The 16,927-nt window shown below is 52.6% G+C and carries 14 protein-coding genes; 13 read left to right on the top strand and 1 reads right to left on the bottom strand.

Going from position 1 to position 16,927, the window contains the following annotated elements:
* The first annotated feature begins 33 nt into the window (after window positions 1–33).
* The 7 genes from G491_RS0109685 (at window position 34) to G491_RS0109645 (ending at window position 10,085) form a co-directional block, all read left to right on the top strand.
* Entirely contained in the window at window positions 34–2,145 is a 2,112-nt protein-coding gene (locus tag G491_RS0109685; RefSeq protein ID WP_015947942.1) for an SDR family oxidoreductase, read from the top strand.
* An 87-nt stretch (window positions 2,146–2,232) separates the two neighbouring features.
* Complete coding sequence (locus tag G491_RS0109680) at window positions 2,233–4,965, top strand: SDR family NAD(P)-dependent oxidoreductase (protein ID WP_028314452.1); 2,733 nt, start codon at window positions 2,233–2,235, stop codon at window positions 4,963–4,965.
* Between the two features lie 15 nt (window positions 4,966–4,980).
* On the top strand, window positions 4,981–6,192 hold the full coding sequence (locus G491_RS0109675; protein ID WP_028314451.1) for an acetyl-CoA acetyltransferase: 1,212 nt from the start codon (window positions 4,981–4,983) through the stop codon (window positions 6,190–6,192).
* A gap of 60 nt (window positions 6,193–6,252) precedes the next feature.
* A complete protein-coding gene (locus tag G491_RS0109670; protein ID WP_015947939.1) occupies window positions 6,253–6,570 on the top strand; it encodes a hypothetical protein in 318 nt (105 codons plus the stop codon).
* A gap of 103 nt (window positions 6,571–6,673) precedes the next feature.
* Complete coding sequence (locus G491_RS0109665; RefSeq protein ID WP_028314450.1) at window positions 6,674–7,816, top strand: acyl-CoA dehydrogenase family protein; 1,143 nt, start codon at window positions 6,674–6,676, stop codon at window positions 7,814–7,816.
* A gap of 197 nt (window positions 7,817–8,013) precedes the next feature.
* The gene (locus G491_RS0109655; RefSeq protein WP_028314449.1) at window positions 8,014–8,238 is read left to right on the top strand and encodes a hypothetical protein; all 225 of its coding nucleotides are present in this window, start codon (window positions 8,014–8,016) and stop codon (window positions 8,236–8,238) included.
* 905 nt (window positions 8,239–9,143) lie between these two features.
* Window positions 9,144–10,085 carry a lysophospholipid acyltransferase family protein gene (locus G491_RS0109645; RefSeq protein ID WP_169829415.1) on the top strand — a complete coding sequence of 314 codons (942 nt, stop codon included), beginning with the start codon at window positions 9,144–9,146 and terminating at the stop codon, window positions 10,083–10,085.
* Between the two features lie 86 nt (window positions 10,086–10,171).
* On the opposite strand, the gene G491_RS0109640 is transcribed toward G491_RS0109645, so the two are convergent.
* Complete coding sequence (locus tag G491_RS0109640; protein WP_035218390.1) at window positions 10,172–10,834, bottom strand: HAD family hydrolase; 663 nt, start codon at window positions 10,832–10,834, stop codon at window positions 10,172–10,174.
* 1,020 nt (window positions 10,835–11,854) lie between these two features.
* Between G491_RS0109640 and G491_RS30155 the strand changes: the two genes are divergently transcribed.
* From G491_RS30155 to G491_RS0109610, 6 genes are all read left to right on the top strand, one after another.
* Complete coding sequence (locus tag G491_RS30155; RefSeq protein WP_035218305.1) at window positions 11,855–13,168, top strand: RNA-directed DNA polymerase; 1,314 nt, start codon at window positions 11,855–11,857, stop codon at window positions 13,166–13,168.
* Entirely contained in the window at window positions 13,162–13,641 is a 480-nt protein-coding gene (locus G491_RS0109630; RefSeq protein ID WP_028314444.1) for a hypothetical protein, read from the top strand. The genes G491_RS30155 and G491_RS0109630 overlap by 7 nt, the downstream gene beginning before the upstream one ends.
* Before the next feature lie 583 nt (window positions 13,642–14,224).
* Window positions 14,225–14,623 (top strand): universal stress protein, encoded by a 399-nt coding sequence (locus tag G491_RS0109625; protein ID WP_015947933.1) that lies wholly within the window; start codon window positions 14,225–14,227, stop codon window positions 14,621–14,623.
* Between the two features lie 95 nt (window positions 14,624–14,718).
* Entirely contained in the window at window positions 14,719–15,348 is a 630-nt protein-coding gene (locus G491_RS0109620) for a metallophosphoesterase family protein (RefSeq protein ID WP_015947932.1), read from the top strand.
* A 330-nt stretch (window positions 15,349–15,678) separates the two neighbouring features.
* Complete coding sequence (locus tag G491_RS0109615) at window positions 15,679–16,329, top strand: CheR family methyltransferase (protein ID WP_169829414.1); 651 nt, start codon at window positions 15,679–15,681, stop codon at window positions 16,327–16,329.
* Window positions 16,329–16,901, top strand: a complete 573-nt coding sequence (locus G491_RS0109610; RefSeq protein WP_015947930.1) for a response regulator — start codon at window positions 16,329–16,331, stop codon at window positions 16,899–16,901. Before G491_RS0109615 ends, G491_RS0109610 begins: the two co-directional genes overlap by 1 nt.
* Window positions 16,902–16,927 lie beyond the last annotated feature (26 nt).

Raw genomic sequence — 16,927 nt, 5'->3', positions numbered from 1 at the left:
TAGACGGACTTACACTGTAAAGGAGGTAGTAACATGGCTCTAAACATGGATGCAATCGGCAAGAAAATCGGCCCGATAGAGAAGGATTACACCTGGAAGGATGTGGTCCTTTACGCATTGGGCGTTGGCGCCGGGTTCGATGAACTCGATTATGTGTACGAGAAAGACCTGAAGGTCATCCCCAGTTTCTCCATTGCGGCGGTTTTTGAGTTTTTAAGCCACATTGGGGCGAATTCCAACGTGAATCTGGCGGGTCTCCTTCACGGCGAACAGGATTTGATCTTTCACAGGCCCATCCCGACTTCGGGCAAGCTGGTGAGCGAAGGGGCGGTCACCAAGTATTACGATCTGGCCGCAGCCGGTAAAAAAGGCGCCATCATCGTCGGCGAAAGCGTGTCCAGGGACGCCAAGGGCAAAAAGCTCTTCACGGCCAAGACCACCTTGTTCGGCCGCCTGGACGGCGGATTCGGCGGCGAAGCTCCTCCCAAGGAAGTGGTGGAGTACCCGGACCGGGACCCCGACTTTGTGGTGGAAGAGCATCCCTCCAAGGACGCTCCCTTACTGTACCGGATGTCCGGCGACGTGTTCGTGCTTCATATCGATCCGGAATTCGCCAAAATGTCCGGCTTTGAAATGCCCATCATGCACGGCCTGTGCACCCACGGCTATGCATGCCGCGCACTGATCAACTCCTTGTGCCCCGGCGAGCCCGAAAAGGTCCGCAGGCTCAAGTGCCGCTTCTCCAAGACCCTGTACCCCGGAATTCCCATCGCCATTAAAATCTGGAAAACCGGCGAAGGAACGGCCGTGTGGCGCGTCATCAACCAGGAAAACGGCGACGTGGTCATCGACCAGGGCGTGTTTGAATACGGCGACGTGGTGGAAGAGCAAATCCGCTACGACGGCCGTGTGGCGGTCATCACCGGCGCGGGCGCGGGCCTGGGCAAGGCTTACGCCCTGGAACTGGCCAAACGCGGCGCCAAAGTCGTCATCAACGACCTGGGCGGCTCCCGCGACGGCACGGGCGCAAGCTCCAGCGCAGCCGACGCCGTGGTGGATGAAATCAAGGCCGCCGGCGGCGAAGCGGTCGCCAACTACGATAACGTGGCCACGCCCGAAGGCGGCGCCAATGTCATCAAGACCGCTGTGGACGCCTTCGGCAAGGTGGACATCGTCATCAACAACGCGGGCATCCTCCGGGACAAGTCCTTTGTCAAAATGGAGCCTGAAAACTGGAACGCCGTCCTCAACGTGCATCTGAACGGCGCCTACAACGTGACCAAGGCCGCCTTCCCCATCATGAAGCAAAACGGGTTCGGCCGCATTGTCATGACCACCTCGGCCGCCGGCCTTTACGGCAACTTCGGCCAGACCAACTACTCGGCCGCCAAGATGGCTCTGGTCGGTTTCATGAACACCCTCAAAATCGAAGGCAATAAATACGATATCAAGGTGAACACCGTGGCGCCCTTGGCCGCCTCCCGTCTCACCGAAGACATCATGCCCGAGGAAATCTTCAACAAGGCCAAACCCGAATACGTGGTTCCCATGACCTTGTACCTCTGCACCGACGAATGCGACGTAACCGGCCGCATCTACAATGTGGGCATGGGCTTCTTCAACCGCGCCGCCGTGGTTACCGGCCCGGGCGCCGTTCTGGGACAGGGCGACGACATCCCCACCTGCGACGACGTGAAAGCCTCCATGGCCAATATAGGCTCGCTCAAGGACGGCAAGGAATACTTTGAACTCAACGCCCAGGTCGGCGACGTTATGATGGCCTTCCAGGCGCCTCCGTCCGGCGGCGCAGCTGCAGCGGCGGGCCCGGCCACTCCGGCCGACGCATTCGCCATGCTGGAAAGCACATTCCAGCCCGATGCAGCCGACGGCGTGGACGTTGTATTCCAGTACAGCATTTCCGGCGCAACCGGCGGGGAATGGAATGCCGTGATCAAGGACAAGACCTGCAAGGTCTCCGAGGGCAAACACGACAAGCCCACCACCGTCATCATCATGGAAGACAAAGACTTCATGGCCATGACGGCCGGAACCCTGAATCCCATGCAGGCTTATACTTCCGGTAAGCTGAAAATCGAGGGAGACGTCATGAAATCCCAGCTTCTTGAAAAGCTGTTCAAGGCGTAGAGTCCCAAACCCGAACAAGGCTCCTTTTTAAATAAAGGGCCGGAACAACCAAGATTACGAAACACCAAAGATATAAGGAGAGGAACTATGATAGGCATCACCTCATATGGAGCATACATTCCTCGCTTGAGGTTGGACCGTATGGCCATTTTCCAGAGCATGGGCTGGTTCGCACCGGCCATCATGGTGGTGGCCCAGGGCGAAAGGTCCATGTGCAACTGGGACGAAGACGCCCTCACCATGGCTGTGTCCGCTTCCCAGGACTGCCTCAAGGGGATGGATAAATCGAAACTGGACGCCGTTTACCTGGCCTCCACCACCCTGCCTTTCTCCGACAGGCAGAACGCGGGCGTTATCAAGGAAGCCCTGAATCTGTCCGACGGCCTTCTGGCCACGGACGTTGTGGGCTCCCAAAAAGCAGGCACTTCCGCCCTGATTACGGCCCTGGACGCCGTGTCCGGCGGTAACAAGAAAAACATCCTGGTCACCGCTTCCGACAAGCGGGAGACCAAGGGCGCCTATTTTTACGAAATGTGGTTCGGCGATGGCGCGGCTTCCATGGCCGTCGGCAACGGCGACGACGTAATCGCGGAATTCCTGGGCTCCTATTCCGAATCCCACGACTTCAACGATCACTATCGCGGCGCATCCAACCGCTTTGACTATGTGTGGGAAGAACGCTGGGCCAGGGACATGGGCTACAGCAATTTCATCCCCAAGGCCATCACCGGCGCCATGGAAAAAGCCGGCGTGGCTATCGGCGACGTCAGCAAGCTGATCTATCCCTGCTTCTTCGGCGCAGAACATAAAAAGATCGCCAAAAAACTGGGCGCAACCCCGGAACAGGTCATCGGCAACCTGCATAAGGAATGCGGCGAGTGCGGCGTGGCCCATCCCTTTGTGATGCTGGCCTCCGCCCTGGACGGCGCCAAAGCCGGCGACATCATCGTGGTGGCCGGTTACGGCCACGGCGTGGACGCCCTGGTCTTCAAGGTCACGGATAAAATCGCCGACCTGGCGGAGCGCGACGGATTTGCAGGAACCATCGCCAACAAAAAGATCGTGGACAATTACGCCAAGTACTTGATCTTCCGCGGCCTCCTGGAAAACGAAATGGGCATCCGTGCGGAAGCGGAAACCCAGACCGCCATGACCGTCCTGTGGCGGAAGCGCAAAATGCTCCTGGGCCTGGTGGGCGGCAAGTGCCGCGAATGCGGAACCAAGCAGTTCCCCAAACAGGATATCTGTGTGAATCCCGAGTGCGGCGCCTTCTATAGCCAGGACGAGCAGGAATTCATCGACACTCCGGCCAAGGTCAAAACCTTTACCGCCGACATGCTGTCCGTGTCCTTTGAGCCGCCCAACAAATACGGCCTCATCCAGTTTGAGGGCGGCGGCCGCATGATGGCCGACTTCACCGACTGCGATCAGGAGGAAATCCGCGTGGGCCTGCCCATGAAGATGGTCTTCCGCCTCCGCTGCTGGGATAAGGATCGCGGCTTCCGCAATTATTTCTGGAAGGCAACCCCGGTTCCGGGCGCAGCCGCGGAAATGGATAAAATCAATTTCAACGATCGCGTGGCCGTTATCACCGGCGCCGGCGGCGGCCTGGGCAGAACCTACGCCCTGGAACTGGCCTCCCGGGGCTGCAAAGTGGTGGTCAACGACCTGGGCGGCGCCCGTGACGGCTCCGGCGGCGGCAGCGCCAGCCCGGCGGACAACGTGGTCGAGGAAATCAAGGAAATGGGCGGCGAAGCAGTCGCCAACTACGACAACGTGGCCACCCCCGAAGGCGGCGCAGCCATCATCCAAAGCGCCATCGACGCATTCGGCCGGATTGACATCGTCATCAACAACGCGGGCATCCTCCGGGACAAGTCCTTCCTCAAGATGGAGCCCGAAAACTGGAACGCCGTCATGGCAGTGCATTTGCACGGCGCCTACAATGTGACCAAGCCCGCCTTCTCCATCATGAAGCAGCAGGGTTTCGGCCGCATCATCATGACCACCTCCGCCGCAGGCCTTTACGGCAACTTCGGCCAGACCAACTACTCGGCCGCCAAAATGGCCTTGGTGGGCTTCATGAACACCCTCAAGCTGGAAGGCGCAAAATACAACATCAAGGTCAACACCGTGGCGCCTCTCGCGGCCTCCCGTCTCACCGAAGACATCATGCCGCCCGAGATTTTCGCCAAGATGAAGCCTGAGTTCGTGTCTCCCATGGTGCTGTACCTTGCCTCCGAAGACTGCAAGGAATCCGGCCAGATCTTCAACGCAGGCATGGGATACTTCAACCGGGCCGCCGTCATGACCGGTCCTTCCGTACAACTCGGAGAAGGCGATACGCCTCCGACCCTGGAAGACATTGCCGATAACTGGGAAGCCATCAACAGCATGGAAGGGGCCAAGGAGCTTAACGACCTCAATACAGCCATGTTTGATATGCTCTCCCCGCCGGCTCCGGCCGCCGAAGCCGCAGCTCCCGCTGCAGGCGGCGAAATCAAGCCCGCCGACATCTTCGCCGGTATGGCCGACACATTCAATGCCGATAAGGCCGAAGGCGTGGACGTGGTGTTTCAGTTCAACATTTCCGGCGGCAATGGCGGAGAATGGAACGTGACGGTCAAGGACAAGACCTGCACGGTGGCTGAAGGCAAGGCCGGCAAGGCGACCTGCACGATTATCATGGAAGACGCCGATTTTGTAGGCATGATTTCCGGAACCCTGAACCCCATGACGGCGTTCAACTCCGGCAAGCTCAAGATCGAAGGCGACGTCATGAAATCCCAGCTCATCGACAAACTGTTCACCGCCAAATAACAGGAGGGACGCATCATGGCTACTGGAATTAAAGATAAAGTCGCTATCATCGGCATGGGATGCACCCGTTTCGGCGAACGCTGGGACGTGGGCGCCGAAGAACTGATGGTGGAAGCTTTTCAGGAATGTATACAAGACGCTGGAATTGAGAAAAAGGAAATCCAGGCCGCATGGTTCGGCACGTGCCTGGATGAAGTCAACGTAGGCAAGTCCGCAGTGCCGCTGTCCACAACCCTGCGCCTGCCTTTCATCCCCTGCACCAGGGTGGAAAACTACTGCGCCACCGGTACGGAAGCCTTCCGCGGCGCCGTGTACGCGGTCGCCTCCGGGGCCTATGACATCTGCCTGGCTCTGGGCGTGGAAAAGCTGAAAGACACCGGTTACGGCGGACTGCCGGGCGGCGGCTCCAACGCCGGCTCCCTCATGTGGCAGTGGTGGCCCATGCTGACGGCCCCGGGCTCCTTTGCCCAGCTCGCCAGCGCTTACGCCGCCAAGTACAAGATCCCCGACGGAGACCTCAAACGGGCCATGGCGCACGTCTCCGCCAAAAGCCACGACAACGGCGTCTTGAACCCCAAGGCTCACCTGCAGAAGAAAGTCACCGAAGACCAGATCATGGCGGCGCCCATCATCGCCTCTCCCTTGGGACTCTTTGACTGCTGCGGCGTGTCCGACGGTTCGGCGTGCGCCATTGTCACCACGCCTGAAATCGCCAAGAAGATGGGCAAAAAGGATTTCATCACGGTCAAGGCCCTGCAGCTTGCCTTGTCCTCCGGCGAGGAAGTGGGATACAATGACTGGGACGGCGATCATTTCATGACCACCAGCCACGCCAGCGTCAAGGCTTACGAAGAAGCCGGCATCACCAACCCCAGGGAGGAAATCTCCATGATGGAAGTGCATGACTGCTTCTCCATCACCGAGTTGGTGACCATGGAAGACCTCCATATCTCCGAAAGGGGCCAGGCGGTCAAGGACATCATGGACGGCTTCTATGACCTCAAAGGCGGCGGAGTCCCCTGCCAGGTGGATGGCGGCCTCAAGTGCTTCGGCCACCCCATCGGCGCTTCCGGACTTCGCATGCTGTACGAAATGTACCTGCAACTCCATGGAAAGGCCGGGGAACGCCAGATCGAAAATCCCAGGCTGGGCCTCACGCACAACCTGGGCGGCTTCCCGTTCCAGAACGTTTGCGCCATTTCCATAGTCGGAAAATACGACGGATAACCCATCCGCGGCCCCGGACCGCCTTGGCGGCCCGGGGCCGTTTACCCAGAGGCATTGGGCATGCTCGAAGTCAAGGCCATCATGAATTCCAGCGTTGAGGACGTCATCGGGTTCAAATGCTGCAACCTGCCCGACCAAAACCTGGAAATCCAAGTGAAAAATGCTGGCGAAAAACCGGTTAAAGCGCTCAGCCGCTTTGTCCTGGATGCAGGCGAAAAACAGGTGGAGCTTACCACCGTGTATCCGCCCGGCGGCCAGGTGATTCAGCCCGGAGAGGCGGCGGCCTTCTACTGCAATATGGATGATGAGGAATGGAAGCTGTATTCTTCCATCACCGCCTTTGACGATCAGGGAGGGTCGTTTTCCGCCGCTCTCTAAAATGGGGTCAAATCTACGTTTGACGTTTGAGCCTCGTAAATGACAGCGCCTTGGCAATAGACGCAACGCATGCCCAGCCCGGAGTTTTTCTGGAGAATATAATATGGAAATCTTGCAATACACCCCGGAGCATCACGCGTTTCGCGAGCAGTTTCGGGCTTATTTGGCCGAGAATGTGATTCCGCACATCCCGCAATGGGAAGCGGACCACATCGTGCCTCCCGAAGTATGGCGGGATCTGGGGCGCAACGGCTATCTGTGCACGGCCACGCCCAAGGAATACGGCGGCCACGGCATGGATTTTCTGTACTCGGTCATCATCACCGAAGAAATCGGCAAAACCGGCTTCTGCGGCCTGACCCTGGGGCTGCACAGCGACATCGTGGTGCCCTACATCGAAACCTTCGGCACCGAAGAGCAGAAAAAGAAATTCCTGCCCGGCTGCGTGAGCGGAGAAATCATATCCTCCGTCGCCATGACCGAACCGGGCACAGGGTCCGACCTTTCCTCCATGTCCACCACGGCGGTCGAGGACGGGGACGACATTATTATCGACGGAACCAAAACCTTTATCTCCAACGGCATCAACACCAACCTGTGCGTGGTGGCGGCCAGGGACCCCAACGTGGAAAATCCCTACGAAGCCATTTCCCTGTATCTGGTGGAAGGGGATCGCCCGGGATTCGAGCGCGGACGCCATCTGGACAAGATGGGCTTCAACAGCCAGGATACGTCGGAGCTCTTTTTTTCCAAATGCCGCATTCCCAAGGAAAACCTTTTGGGCCAAAAAGGCGGCGGGTTCATCATCCTCATGCAGAAACTGCAGCAGGAAAGGCTCATTTGCGCCATCGGCGCGGTCGTCGCCGCAGAGCAGATGACCGAAAGAATGATCCAGTACTGCAAGGAAACCACCCGCAACGGCAAGCCTTTGAGCAAGTTCCAGGCCATCCAGTTTGAACTGGTGGAAATGGCCACCGAGGCCAAACTCGGCCGGGCATTCCTGGATAAGCTCATCGCCGAGCACGTGGCCGGAGAGCAGGTGGTGGTGGAAGTCTCCATGGCCAAATACTGGACCACGGACCTGGCCAAACGCACCATTGACAGGGCCATCAGCATCGTGGGCGAACCCGCCATGGCGGAAAGCCTCGGCCTGGCGCAGGCCATGCGGGATATCCGCATCCTGCCTATTTTTGCTGGAACCAACGAAGTCATGAAGATAGTGGCGGCAAGATTTATGGGGCTGTAAATGATGGGGCTTCGGAGGCCTCCCGCGTTCGCCATGATAGGCGCCGAAGCCGTCAAGTCCTGGGGGGGACTGCAGCAGCTTTAAAACATTGCATAAAAGCTATTTTCGGGATCACAGGGCCGGACGCCAATAAGGCGTTACGGCCCTGTTTTCGTTTACTGCAAAAAGCAAAAGGATTTGCCTCCGGCGGCAAACTTTTGAAAAAGTTTGATCAAAACGTTTCAATGGCGCTGCGCGCAAAGGCAGTAAAATTTGTATTTGCCATTCTCAAGCGCCTGGCGGCTGTAGGGGCGGTGCTTGCTGCGCCCTCATTGCATTTCCGGGCGTCCTTGTTGGGAATCCAGCATTGCCTTGGCAAAACTATAGCTTGGGTAAAGCCCAGTGAAACCCAACAAATCAAGCCGCGAAGCGGCATCCTTTAATATTCCCAAAAAATTTAATTAATATTGACATATAAGAATTATTTATACTACAATTTAAGTAGTATTTTTATTATTCCTCAGCCCTTTTGTATATAAAATACACTCATTTTGATGTGTATGGGGTTCATGATTATAGGAGTGTAAAGTGAAAATTGAAATCAAATACAGTACAAGTGAGGGTCCCCATGTAATTAACATCTCGCATCAAGAAATACAGCAGATGCTTCAGTCGAGAAATTTGTCGGTTACTCAAAAAACGCCCAAAGGAACCAAGACCATTACAATCACTGGGACAAAGCAAGAACTGTCTGACCTATCAGACGCCTTAAAAAACGTGTATTGATTTTCGGGGACATCCTATAATAAGATAGCAAATTGATAAAATATTGAAATCAAGCATAAATTTTGAATAATAACTTGAGTTTAATTTAGTTAAATATTAATTGAAGCCCTTGTCAAGGCCATGCCGGACACACTCCAAGACCCCCGGCTGGGGTCAAGGTTCCAAGCCTCAACGCTCCGGCCGTTTTATCCTTTGGAATATTTCCGCCAAATCCGCCTGCGATATTTTCCAAGAAGCTGTTTCATTGTAGTTTAAGACGAAATGGTATTAATAATTATTCGTGATTCATGCATTAACTCTATCCCTCCGGGGTAATTTCTGATAGCCTGCCGGCATAATATGATATCGCTTCTCTGTTTTTGATTTGCCGGTCGCACCAAAGGACGCATCGCTGCGGCCATATTTCCCTATGCTATTGCCGATTAAAGTCCTTGCTGCATCATCTCAGTATTTGGTTACAGGGGGAAAAATCATGATAACCGACCCTTCCAAAGACCGTTTTTTTGCTAAGTGGAAACGCAGGTGCATTTCAATAACGCTCTATTTTTTATTGTGGGGTTTAATGACCGGGACTCTGCCCCTCATCCTGATTATTGTAGGCGTCATGGATTGGCTCCGGCCGCTGAGAAAGTTCGGGGCGAGGTTCCGCTGCATTCTTTTTTTTGTGCTGTATTTGAATTGCGAGATATTGGGCTTGGCCGCTGCTTTTTTGATTTGGCTGTTCAGCGGCGTCTGGCTGGGAAGAAACAGGAGGTTTTTCGTCAAGGCAAATTACGCCCTCCAATCCCTCTGGGCTTCAGCGCTCCTTAAGGGCGCCTTTTTCATATTCTCCGTCAAGCTGGAAACCGAAGGCGCCGAGTGCGCCTTTCCCGGTCCCATGGTCCTCATGATACGCCATGCCAGCACCGCCGACACCGTGCTGGCTTCGGTTCTGGTGGCAAAAAGTTTCAAGATGCGTTTACGGTTTGTTTTAAAGCAGGAGTTGCTTTGGGATCCCTGCCTGGACGTGGTTGGAAACCGGATTCCAAACGTGTTTGTGCAAAGAGATGGCAAGACCACGGACCGGGAATTAGCGGCGATCAAGGACCTGTCCAGGGATATGTCCTCCCGGGACGGCATCCTGATCTATCCCGAAGGCACCCGCTTTCAACAGCATAAGCTGGAAAAAATTCAAAAGCGCTTCAAAGAGCAAGAAACACCTGTCATCTCGAGCATGGCGGCGAAGTTCACCCATGTCCTCCCTCCCCGTATTGGGGGTTTTTCCGCCATTACGGAGGCGGCGCCGGACGCTGACATCGTCGTCTGCGTCCACACGGGGTTTGAAGGCTCGGCCAATTTCAGCGAGTTCTGGCAAGGCGCCCTCATAGGCAAAACCGTTAAGGTCGCCTTCTGGCGGATCCCCGCCTGCGAGATCCCCTCCGGGCGGCAAGAGCGCAGGATATGGCTTTTTAGTGAATGGATGAAAGTGGATGAATGGGTGGCTCAAAATTTTTCCGGCGTATAAATACTTGCACGCCGAAACGTCTGAGGCGTTTTTTCTAAATAAAATCGCCGGCGAGTCTGAAAATCCTCCATGATAACCGAGGATAGTCATGACTCCGACACAATGGGCTCCAATCTATCAGCAATTTTCACAATATCCGAGGGCTTTGAGAATAAATGGAGTGGAGCCTGGGCTTCCAGCTCAGCGCGGGAGCCGTACCCCCAAAGAACCCCGGCGGAGCGGATGCCGTTTTTATGGGCCGCCGTCAGGTCAATGTCCCTGTCGCCGATCATGACGGCGTTAGGGTTTATGGCGTCCTTTGCAAGCAGGGACTCAATTTGGCGCCATTTTTGAATTCCCACGTCCCCGCCGCTCACAAATTGAAAATGGCTCCGGATTTCGAAAAGATCCAATATTTTTTCCGCCATGTCCTGTCTTTTGGACGTGCAGATCGCCATGGAGACGTTCCGGCTGGAAAGCTCAACCAGCGATTCTTTTATCCCGGGATACAGCTCATTCTCGGAAAAGCCCGCCTCAATATAGCGCTCCCGGAATTTGGTTATGAACGCATTGATTTTGGCGTCATCGTCAATGCCGGTTTCGATTTTGAACGACTCATCCAGCGGAGGGCCGATGTATTGCGCAAATTCGGCGATGGGCTTTTCTGCGTATCCTAAAGAAGAAAGCGCGTAATTAAAAGACCGGGCGATGCCTTCAAGAGGATCGCTTATGGTGCCGTCCAGATCGAATAACAGGATGGGTTTACTCATGTTTTTTTTGAGGATGCTCCGGAAATATTTGCTGAAATTATTTGAATAATTGCAACTTGGCATCGATCGTCCAAATCGTGCGTGGCTATCCATGGCGCCTCAAGGGGATCAGATCAAGAGAAAAATGCCTTGGCGCCGCTGAATTTTTTTTCATCCCCATGCGTTGAGTGGGCAATGCATAACAGTGATGACTTGCTGCAGCCGTATTTTATAAACGAAAGGGGATCATTCCATTTTGTAGCTTCAGGGCGTGCCCTACCCACATGCCGCCTTAAAAAATCGCACCTGATGTGTAGCGGCAGGTTCCGGCGCCTGCCTTGGATCGCGCGTTGCGCGGTCCTCAACGAGGGCGCCCTGGCACAAGTAGTATCGCGCCAGGGCGCGGAGCGCACCTGGTTCGAGCAAGGTGAAGCAAGACTCCCGTAATATTGGAATGGCCGGCGCCCTACCCAAAACGGGTAGCCCCGGCAGAGCAGTATCCTGCCGGGGTCGCAGCGACATTTTTTATAAATCTGATTCGAATATGAAAATCACGGGCGCCCTCCCGGCGGACGGCGCAGGTTGAAACTATTTGTTGGTTTCAAATAAGGCCTTCTTCCGCCTAAAACAATGGACATTCGGACGCCGCAACGGCCGCACCTTTTGGCCTTCGGCCCCAGGCAAAAAAACTTGCCTGGGCCACCCTCGTTTCAAGAGCGGCGCCCTTTCGCCGACCTTTTCCGCCTTAGACAAAGTTCAACTGACGCGCTTATTGGCCTGACGGCTCCCGGCATTGCATGCCGCGGCTGGCCTGCAAATCCATCGCATTGGCTCCATTTGATCCGTAGTTTCAGGGCTTGCCCTGCCGTAATATGGGTGAATAAAAAATTATTGAGTTTTTGAGATGCCCCGAGAATTATTGATTGTAATATGGCATAGCTGATGATATCGTTACTTCTTATAAAATTTAACGCTTATATGTAATATTTTTAACTATCATTTCATTTAAACTATTAAATTTCAATAAAATACTGGAAATATATGAGAACAACAGAACGATTTGCGGTACAAAGAAAAAAGCAATTAGAATTGGTGTTTAATGAGCCTGCACTGATTAATAACTGGAGGAAGATTGTTAGGAAACAGATGCGTTCATTAGATATCTTGGATTTGCATGACTACTATGATTTTAATTATAGAATTGATGAAAGAGCAAAAAATATAGTAAAAAGTATTTTAAGTGGACGTTATAAATCTCATCCACCACTGATATATAAAGTCGAAAAACGATTAGGAATATGTCGCCATTTAATGCTTCCAAATCCATCTGATGCCTTAGTTCTACAAACAGTTGTAGAAAGTATATCAAAGGAAATTAGCTCAACATCGCCTACTGAAAAGGCATTCTACTCAAGAGATAAGCATAACCTTATACTTCCACACCAAGTTAGGGAACCTGGGGACTACCCACTGCATTGGCGTTCATTGTGGAAAAAATTTCAAAAAGAGATTCTTGGCTTTGCAAATAATTACAAATATTTAGTTGTTACTGATTTGACCAACTATTTTGACAATATTGGTTTAAGGGAGTTGAGGCACATCATATCATCACGCATACAAGCCCATGAAGTTATTTTAGATTTTCTTTTCAATCTAATTGAACAGCTTTCTTGGAATCCAGATTATCTGCCGACGTCGTTAAAAGGACTTCCTACAATAAATTTAGAAGCACCCAGGCTTTTAGCCCACGCGCTACTTTTTGAGTTGGATGAGATATTAAATGTTAAAACAAAAGGAAGTTTTGTTAGATGGATGGATGACATAAATTTTGGTGTAAACTCTGTTGATAGTGCTTGTGAAATCCTTGGGGCTATGAATGATGTCCTAAAAAGCCGAGGCTTGGCTTTGAATTTAGGGAAAACAACTTATTATACTGTTGAAGAGGCAAAACGCCACTTCATGGTCGATGAGAACAAGTATTTGGACACTTTTTTGACTTTAAAAAAGTCTTCGAGGGAACTCAAAAGGGAATTCAAAAAGCATTTAAAGAATCAGGATCTCCAAAACTGGCCTAAAGTTACAAAACGTTTTTTAACGACTGCGGCCAAAATGAAGACTATTGTTTTATTGGACGACGCAGTGCGATTATTCAAAAGGAATCCAGCTATCCGCGGTCATATTGCATATTATATTGAATCTGTAGGCTATCGAAAACGGACCTGTGAGGTAATATTAAAGATATTAGATGAAGCCAATGTTTATGATGACGTAACCCTTTTTCATATTTGTCGGTTAGTTACAAACTGGAGAATTCCAACTAGTAAACTAGGGGAAATTTTGTCGAAGACTTGCTAAAACGTTTTTCTAAGCCATCAAAAACATTTGAATTATATTGCTATCTTTGGATAGCTGCAAAATATGATAAACCCAATCGGATTCTTTCCATTGTGCAATCTAGAAAATCGTTATGGGAGCAAGAGCCATTCTTAACTAGACAAGTCATTGCGATTCTTCCTAGAGTTAGGACCTTCAAGCCTGAAGTGGTTGAAACAATTCTGCAAGAACAAATTTCTATCGGTCCTGAGGACGCAGCCTCAGTAGCTCATAACATTCTTAAACTTGAGTCGATAGAAAGACTGGATAAAAAATTGACACCCTATCTATTTCCAACTATCAAACATAATACCTATCCGATTGCAAAATTTTTGATATTGCAATCGATTTTGAGGTCCAAAAATATTAAGAGCGATATTAATATAAAAACAAAAATCTATGACCATATAACGGACCCGTGGATGAAGCGCTGGATAAGAAGAATTTATAAGTAATATAAACTGTTTAATGCGAAAGTTTCCGGCGAATCCACCGCTGGCCTTGATAAAGGTGGGCGAGGTGGATGTAATCGAATACATTGTTTCATGGTTGAATGTGTCAGGCGCTTCCTTCAATTGATTCCATTCTTTAAAATAAGTTAAGTGAATGCTTTAGCCCTGCGAGATGAGGGCGGCAGCGGTAAGCAAATTGCCGGGCGTTGCTTTCCGGCTTTATTTGTATTAGGCGCATTTGGACATCTCATATGTGTGCTTCTCCCATCATCAATTCATGCCACATCAACAGGGTTGGGGCAAGGGAATTGGTTTTGGAATTTGTAGGCATATCCACATAATTGCCCGGACAGGCATGAATGTGGGTGCGACGATTCAAAATGTGTCTACCGTGAATTTACCGAATTTCTATCCTAACCCCTTTATCATCCGCAACGCCCTGCTTTCTCCACGTCGTTCAAAAAAAATGCACATCTGTGAAAACCTTCCTTGACTTTGGGTATCCCAATGTGGATGATTTCATGTTATACAGACGCAGCTAATTAACCTGGATGTTATGTCTCTTTCACCTTTTGGAGGACCCATAATGAAGATTTTGGTCGGATACGAGAGAAGCAAAGAAGGAAAACACGTCATGGACATCGCCATCAAGCACGCCAAGGCGTGGGATGGCAAAATTTTTCTGGCCACCTCCCTTTTCGGGGGCGTGGAAATGGAAAAGGACGAGTTGGAAAAGGCGGAAAAGATCCTCAAGGAAGCCAAGGAAACCCTGGACGCCGAAGGCATTGAGTGCGAAACTCACGTGCTGGTCCGCGGCCTGGAGCCCGGCGAGGATCTGGTGAGTTTCGCCAAGGAAAAGGAAGTGGATGAAATCATCATCGGCGTGAAAAGCAAGTCCAAGGTCGGCAAACTGCTGTTCGGCTCCAACGCCCAGTTCGTCATTTTGAACGCCCCCTGTCCGGTCATGACAGTGAAAAAGCAATAAAGCCGTATGCACTCCGCCACGTCTCAAGGATTGCTTCTCTGCTCTAAAATCCGCTTTATGCCGAACCAAGGCCGGTCTTTTATCCGGAGGATCGGATGAAGGACCGGAGTTTATTGGTCGGCATTATGGCGGACAGCCACGGCAGGTCCGAATCCATCGGGGCGGCCTTGGAGGCCTTTCGATCCCTGGGATGCCAAAGAGTGCACCACCTGGGGGACGTTTGCGACTCCATGATTCCCCAGACGGCGGACGCATGCGTGGATCTTCTGGTCCAGGCCAATGTTTTTGTGGTAAAAGGAAATAATGATCATGCCGTGGTTGTAAACCAGTGGGGCATGAACACAGGCTTGGTGAGGGAGGACGTCCTTCAGTACTTGAAGGATCTTCCCAAGAGCCTGGAATGGCGGGGGGCGGATTTCGCCCATTCCCTGCCGTTCACCAAGGAGATGGGACTTTCGGCCATGGTGGGCCCCATGACCGACGCCCAGACCCTTCGGTATTTTTCCCGGAAAAAAAACGGCTTGTTCTTTCGGGGGCATAGCCATGACCCGGCCGCGGCCTTTCTGGTAAACGGCCGGGTGCACTCCCAGTCCCTTGAGCCCGGTAGAACCCTCCCTCTGGAGGATCGCCTGCCCTGCGTTGTCACATGCGGGGCTTTAACGCGCGGATACGCCACGCTGTGGAATCCCGACGCCTGCACTATCACATGTCTCTCCATTGGCTGAGTCCTTCCTGCAGCCAACAAATTGCTTGAGCCGCTTTTGCGGCCTCGCCGCGGAACCCATGCGGCGGGGAGTATTTTGTAGTACCGATTTTTCTAGGATGGTATTATGGATTTTGGACAGGAACAAAAGGCGAGTAGGCTGCAATTAAGGGAGATTTCGCCTGACGAAGCGCGGCGCATATGCCGGTTTATACTTCAAGTAGCTGGAATTTCAATAAATTTTAGTAAGAATCGGTTTTTGGAAACCCGGCTGAACCCTTTACTTGAAAAATATGGTTCCCCCGATTACTGGTCCTTGCTTACGGAGGCCAAGGCAGACGCATCCGGAGCCATGGCTCAGGATCTTATCGACGCAGTGGCCACCAACGAAACCCGCTTTTTTCGCGATGCGGGGCCGTTTGAACTGTTTCAGTATAAGATCATTCCTTACCTGACGGCCAATCGGCTCCCGGACTCAACAGGCAAGATTCCCATTCGCATATGGAGCGCAGCCTGCTCCACCGGCCAGGAAGTATACAGCCTGGCTATGTGCCTCAAGGAAAGCCTGCCGAATTTAAGGAATTACAAAATCACCCTTTTGGGGTCGGATATTTCCCAGCGGGCTCTGGATCGGGCCAGGGAAGGCGTATACTCCAAATTCGAAATCGCACGGGGGCTGGATGAAGCCCGTTTAAGAAAGTTCTTTATCCCGGAGGGAAACGCCTATAGAATTCGCGGAGAAATTCGCGAGATGGTGAATTTTAAATCGGTGAACCTGCTGGAGCCCATCAACGGTTTTAAAGAGTGGGACCTTATTCTCTGCCGCAATGTGGCGATCTATTTTCGGCAGGATCACCGCAAATGGCTGTTTAACCAGTTGGCCAACGCCCTGGAGCCCGACGGCTTCCTGGTGGCCGGCGCCTCCGAGTCCCTGGCGGCCATGTGTTCCCGATTTATCCCTAAAATGTTTTCCAGCTGCACCTATTATCAAAGGAGATTCTGATGAGCGCCTTACATGCCTTGGTTGTGGATGACGAAACCAGCGCCCGTATGCTCTTGGAGCGCGGAGTAGCCAACGCCGGCTTCTCTGTGGAATCCGCCGAGGACGGAGTCCAGGCAACCAACATGATTCGGAAAAAGCTCTACGACCTGGTGGTCACGGACCTCATGATGCCCGGCGAAGTGGACGGCGTCGGAGTCCTGGAAGCAGCCAAGGCGCGTTCTCCCCGCACCTCCGTGGTGCTCATCACCGGCCACGCCTCGGTGGAAACCGCCGTGGAAGCCATGAAAAAAGGCGCGGACGACTACCTGCAAAAACCCATTCATCTGGACGAACTGGCCATTAAAATAGGACGAGTGCGCGACCTGAGCCTGCTGGTCAGAGACACCCAGGAACTCCAGGAAGCCATGGACGTCACCGAATCCTCCGCCGCGGAAACCATTCGCGAACTGGACGCCAAAGTGAGCGAACTCCAGCTTGTCCTGGACTCGGTGCGAGAAATTCTGTCCAGCGAGGCTCCCCACGATCGAAAGATCGTCAAGGCTCTGGAGGCCTTGGCCGAGCCCACCATCTGATCCTTTTGCAAAAAATCAAACGCATG

Source organism: Desulfatibacillum aliphaticivorans DSM 15576 (genome assembly GCF_000429905.1).
In the GTDB taxonomy this organism is placed as follows: domain Bacteria; phylum Desulfobacterota; class Desulfobacteria; order Desulfobacterales; family Desulfatibacillaceae; genus Desulfatibacillum; species Desulfatibacillum aliphaticivorans.
The sequence above is the reverse complement of the archived record's forward strand: the minus strand, read 5'-3'. Positions and strand labels throughout refer to the sequence as shown.

Coding starts and splice junctions, on each gene's coding strand:
- G491_RS0109685 (WP_015947942.1), top strand. CDS start 34: ATGGCTCTAAACATGGATGCAATCGGCAAGAAAATCGGCCCGATAGAG.
- G491_RS0109680 (WP_028314452.1), top strand. CDS start 2,233: ATGATAGGCATCACCTCATATGGAGCATACATTCCTCGCTTGAGGTTG.
- G491_RS0109675 (WP_028314451.1), top strand. CDS start 4,981: ATGGCTACTGGAATTAAAGATAAAGTCGCTATCATCGGCATGGGATGC.
- G491_RS0109670 (WP_015947939.1), top strand. CDS start 6,253: ATGCTCGAAGTCAAGGCCATCATGAATTCCAGCGTTGAGGACGTCATC.
- G491_RS0109665 (WP_028314450.1), top strand. CDS start 6,674: ATGGAAATCTTGCAATACACCCCGGAGCATCACGCGTTTCGCGAGCAG.
- G491_RS0109645 (WP_169829415.1), top strand. CDS start 9,144: ATGACCGGGACTCTGCCCCTCATCCTGATTATTGTAGGCGTCATGGAT.
- G491_RS0109640 (WP_035218390.1), bottom strand. CDS start 10,834: ATGAGTAAACCCATCCTGTTATTCGATCTGGACGGCACCATAAGCGAT.
- G491_RS30155 (WP_035218305.1), top strand. CDS start 11,855: ATGAGAACAACAGAACGATTTGCGGTACAAAGAAAAAAGCAATTAGAA.
- G491_RS0109625 (WP_015947933.1), top strand. CDS start 14,225: ATGAAGATTTTGGTCGGATACGAGAGAAGCAAAGAAGGAAAACACGTC.
- G491_RS0109620 (WP_015947932.1), top strand. CDS start 14,719: ATGAAGGACCGGAGTTTATTGGTCGGCATTATGGCGGACAGCCACGGC.
- G491_RS0109615 (WP_169829414.1), top strand. CDS start 15,679: ATGGCTCAGGATCTTATCGACGCAGTGGCCACCAACGAAACCCGCTTT.
- G491_RS0109610 (WP_015947930.1), top strand. CDS start 16,329: ATGAGCGCCTTACATGCCTTGGTTGTGGATGACGAAACCAGCGCCCGT.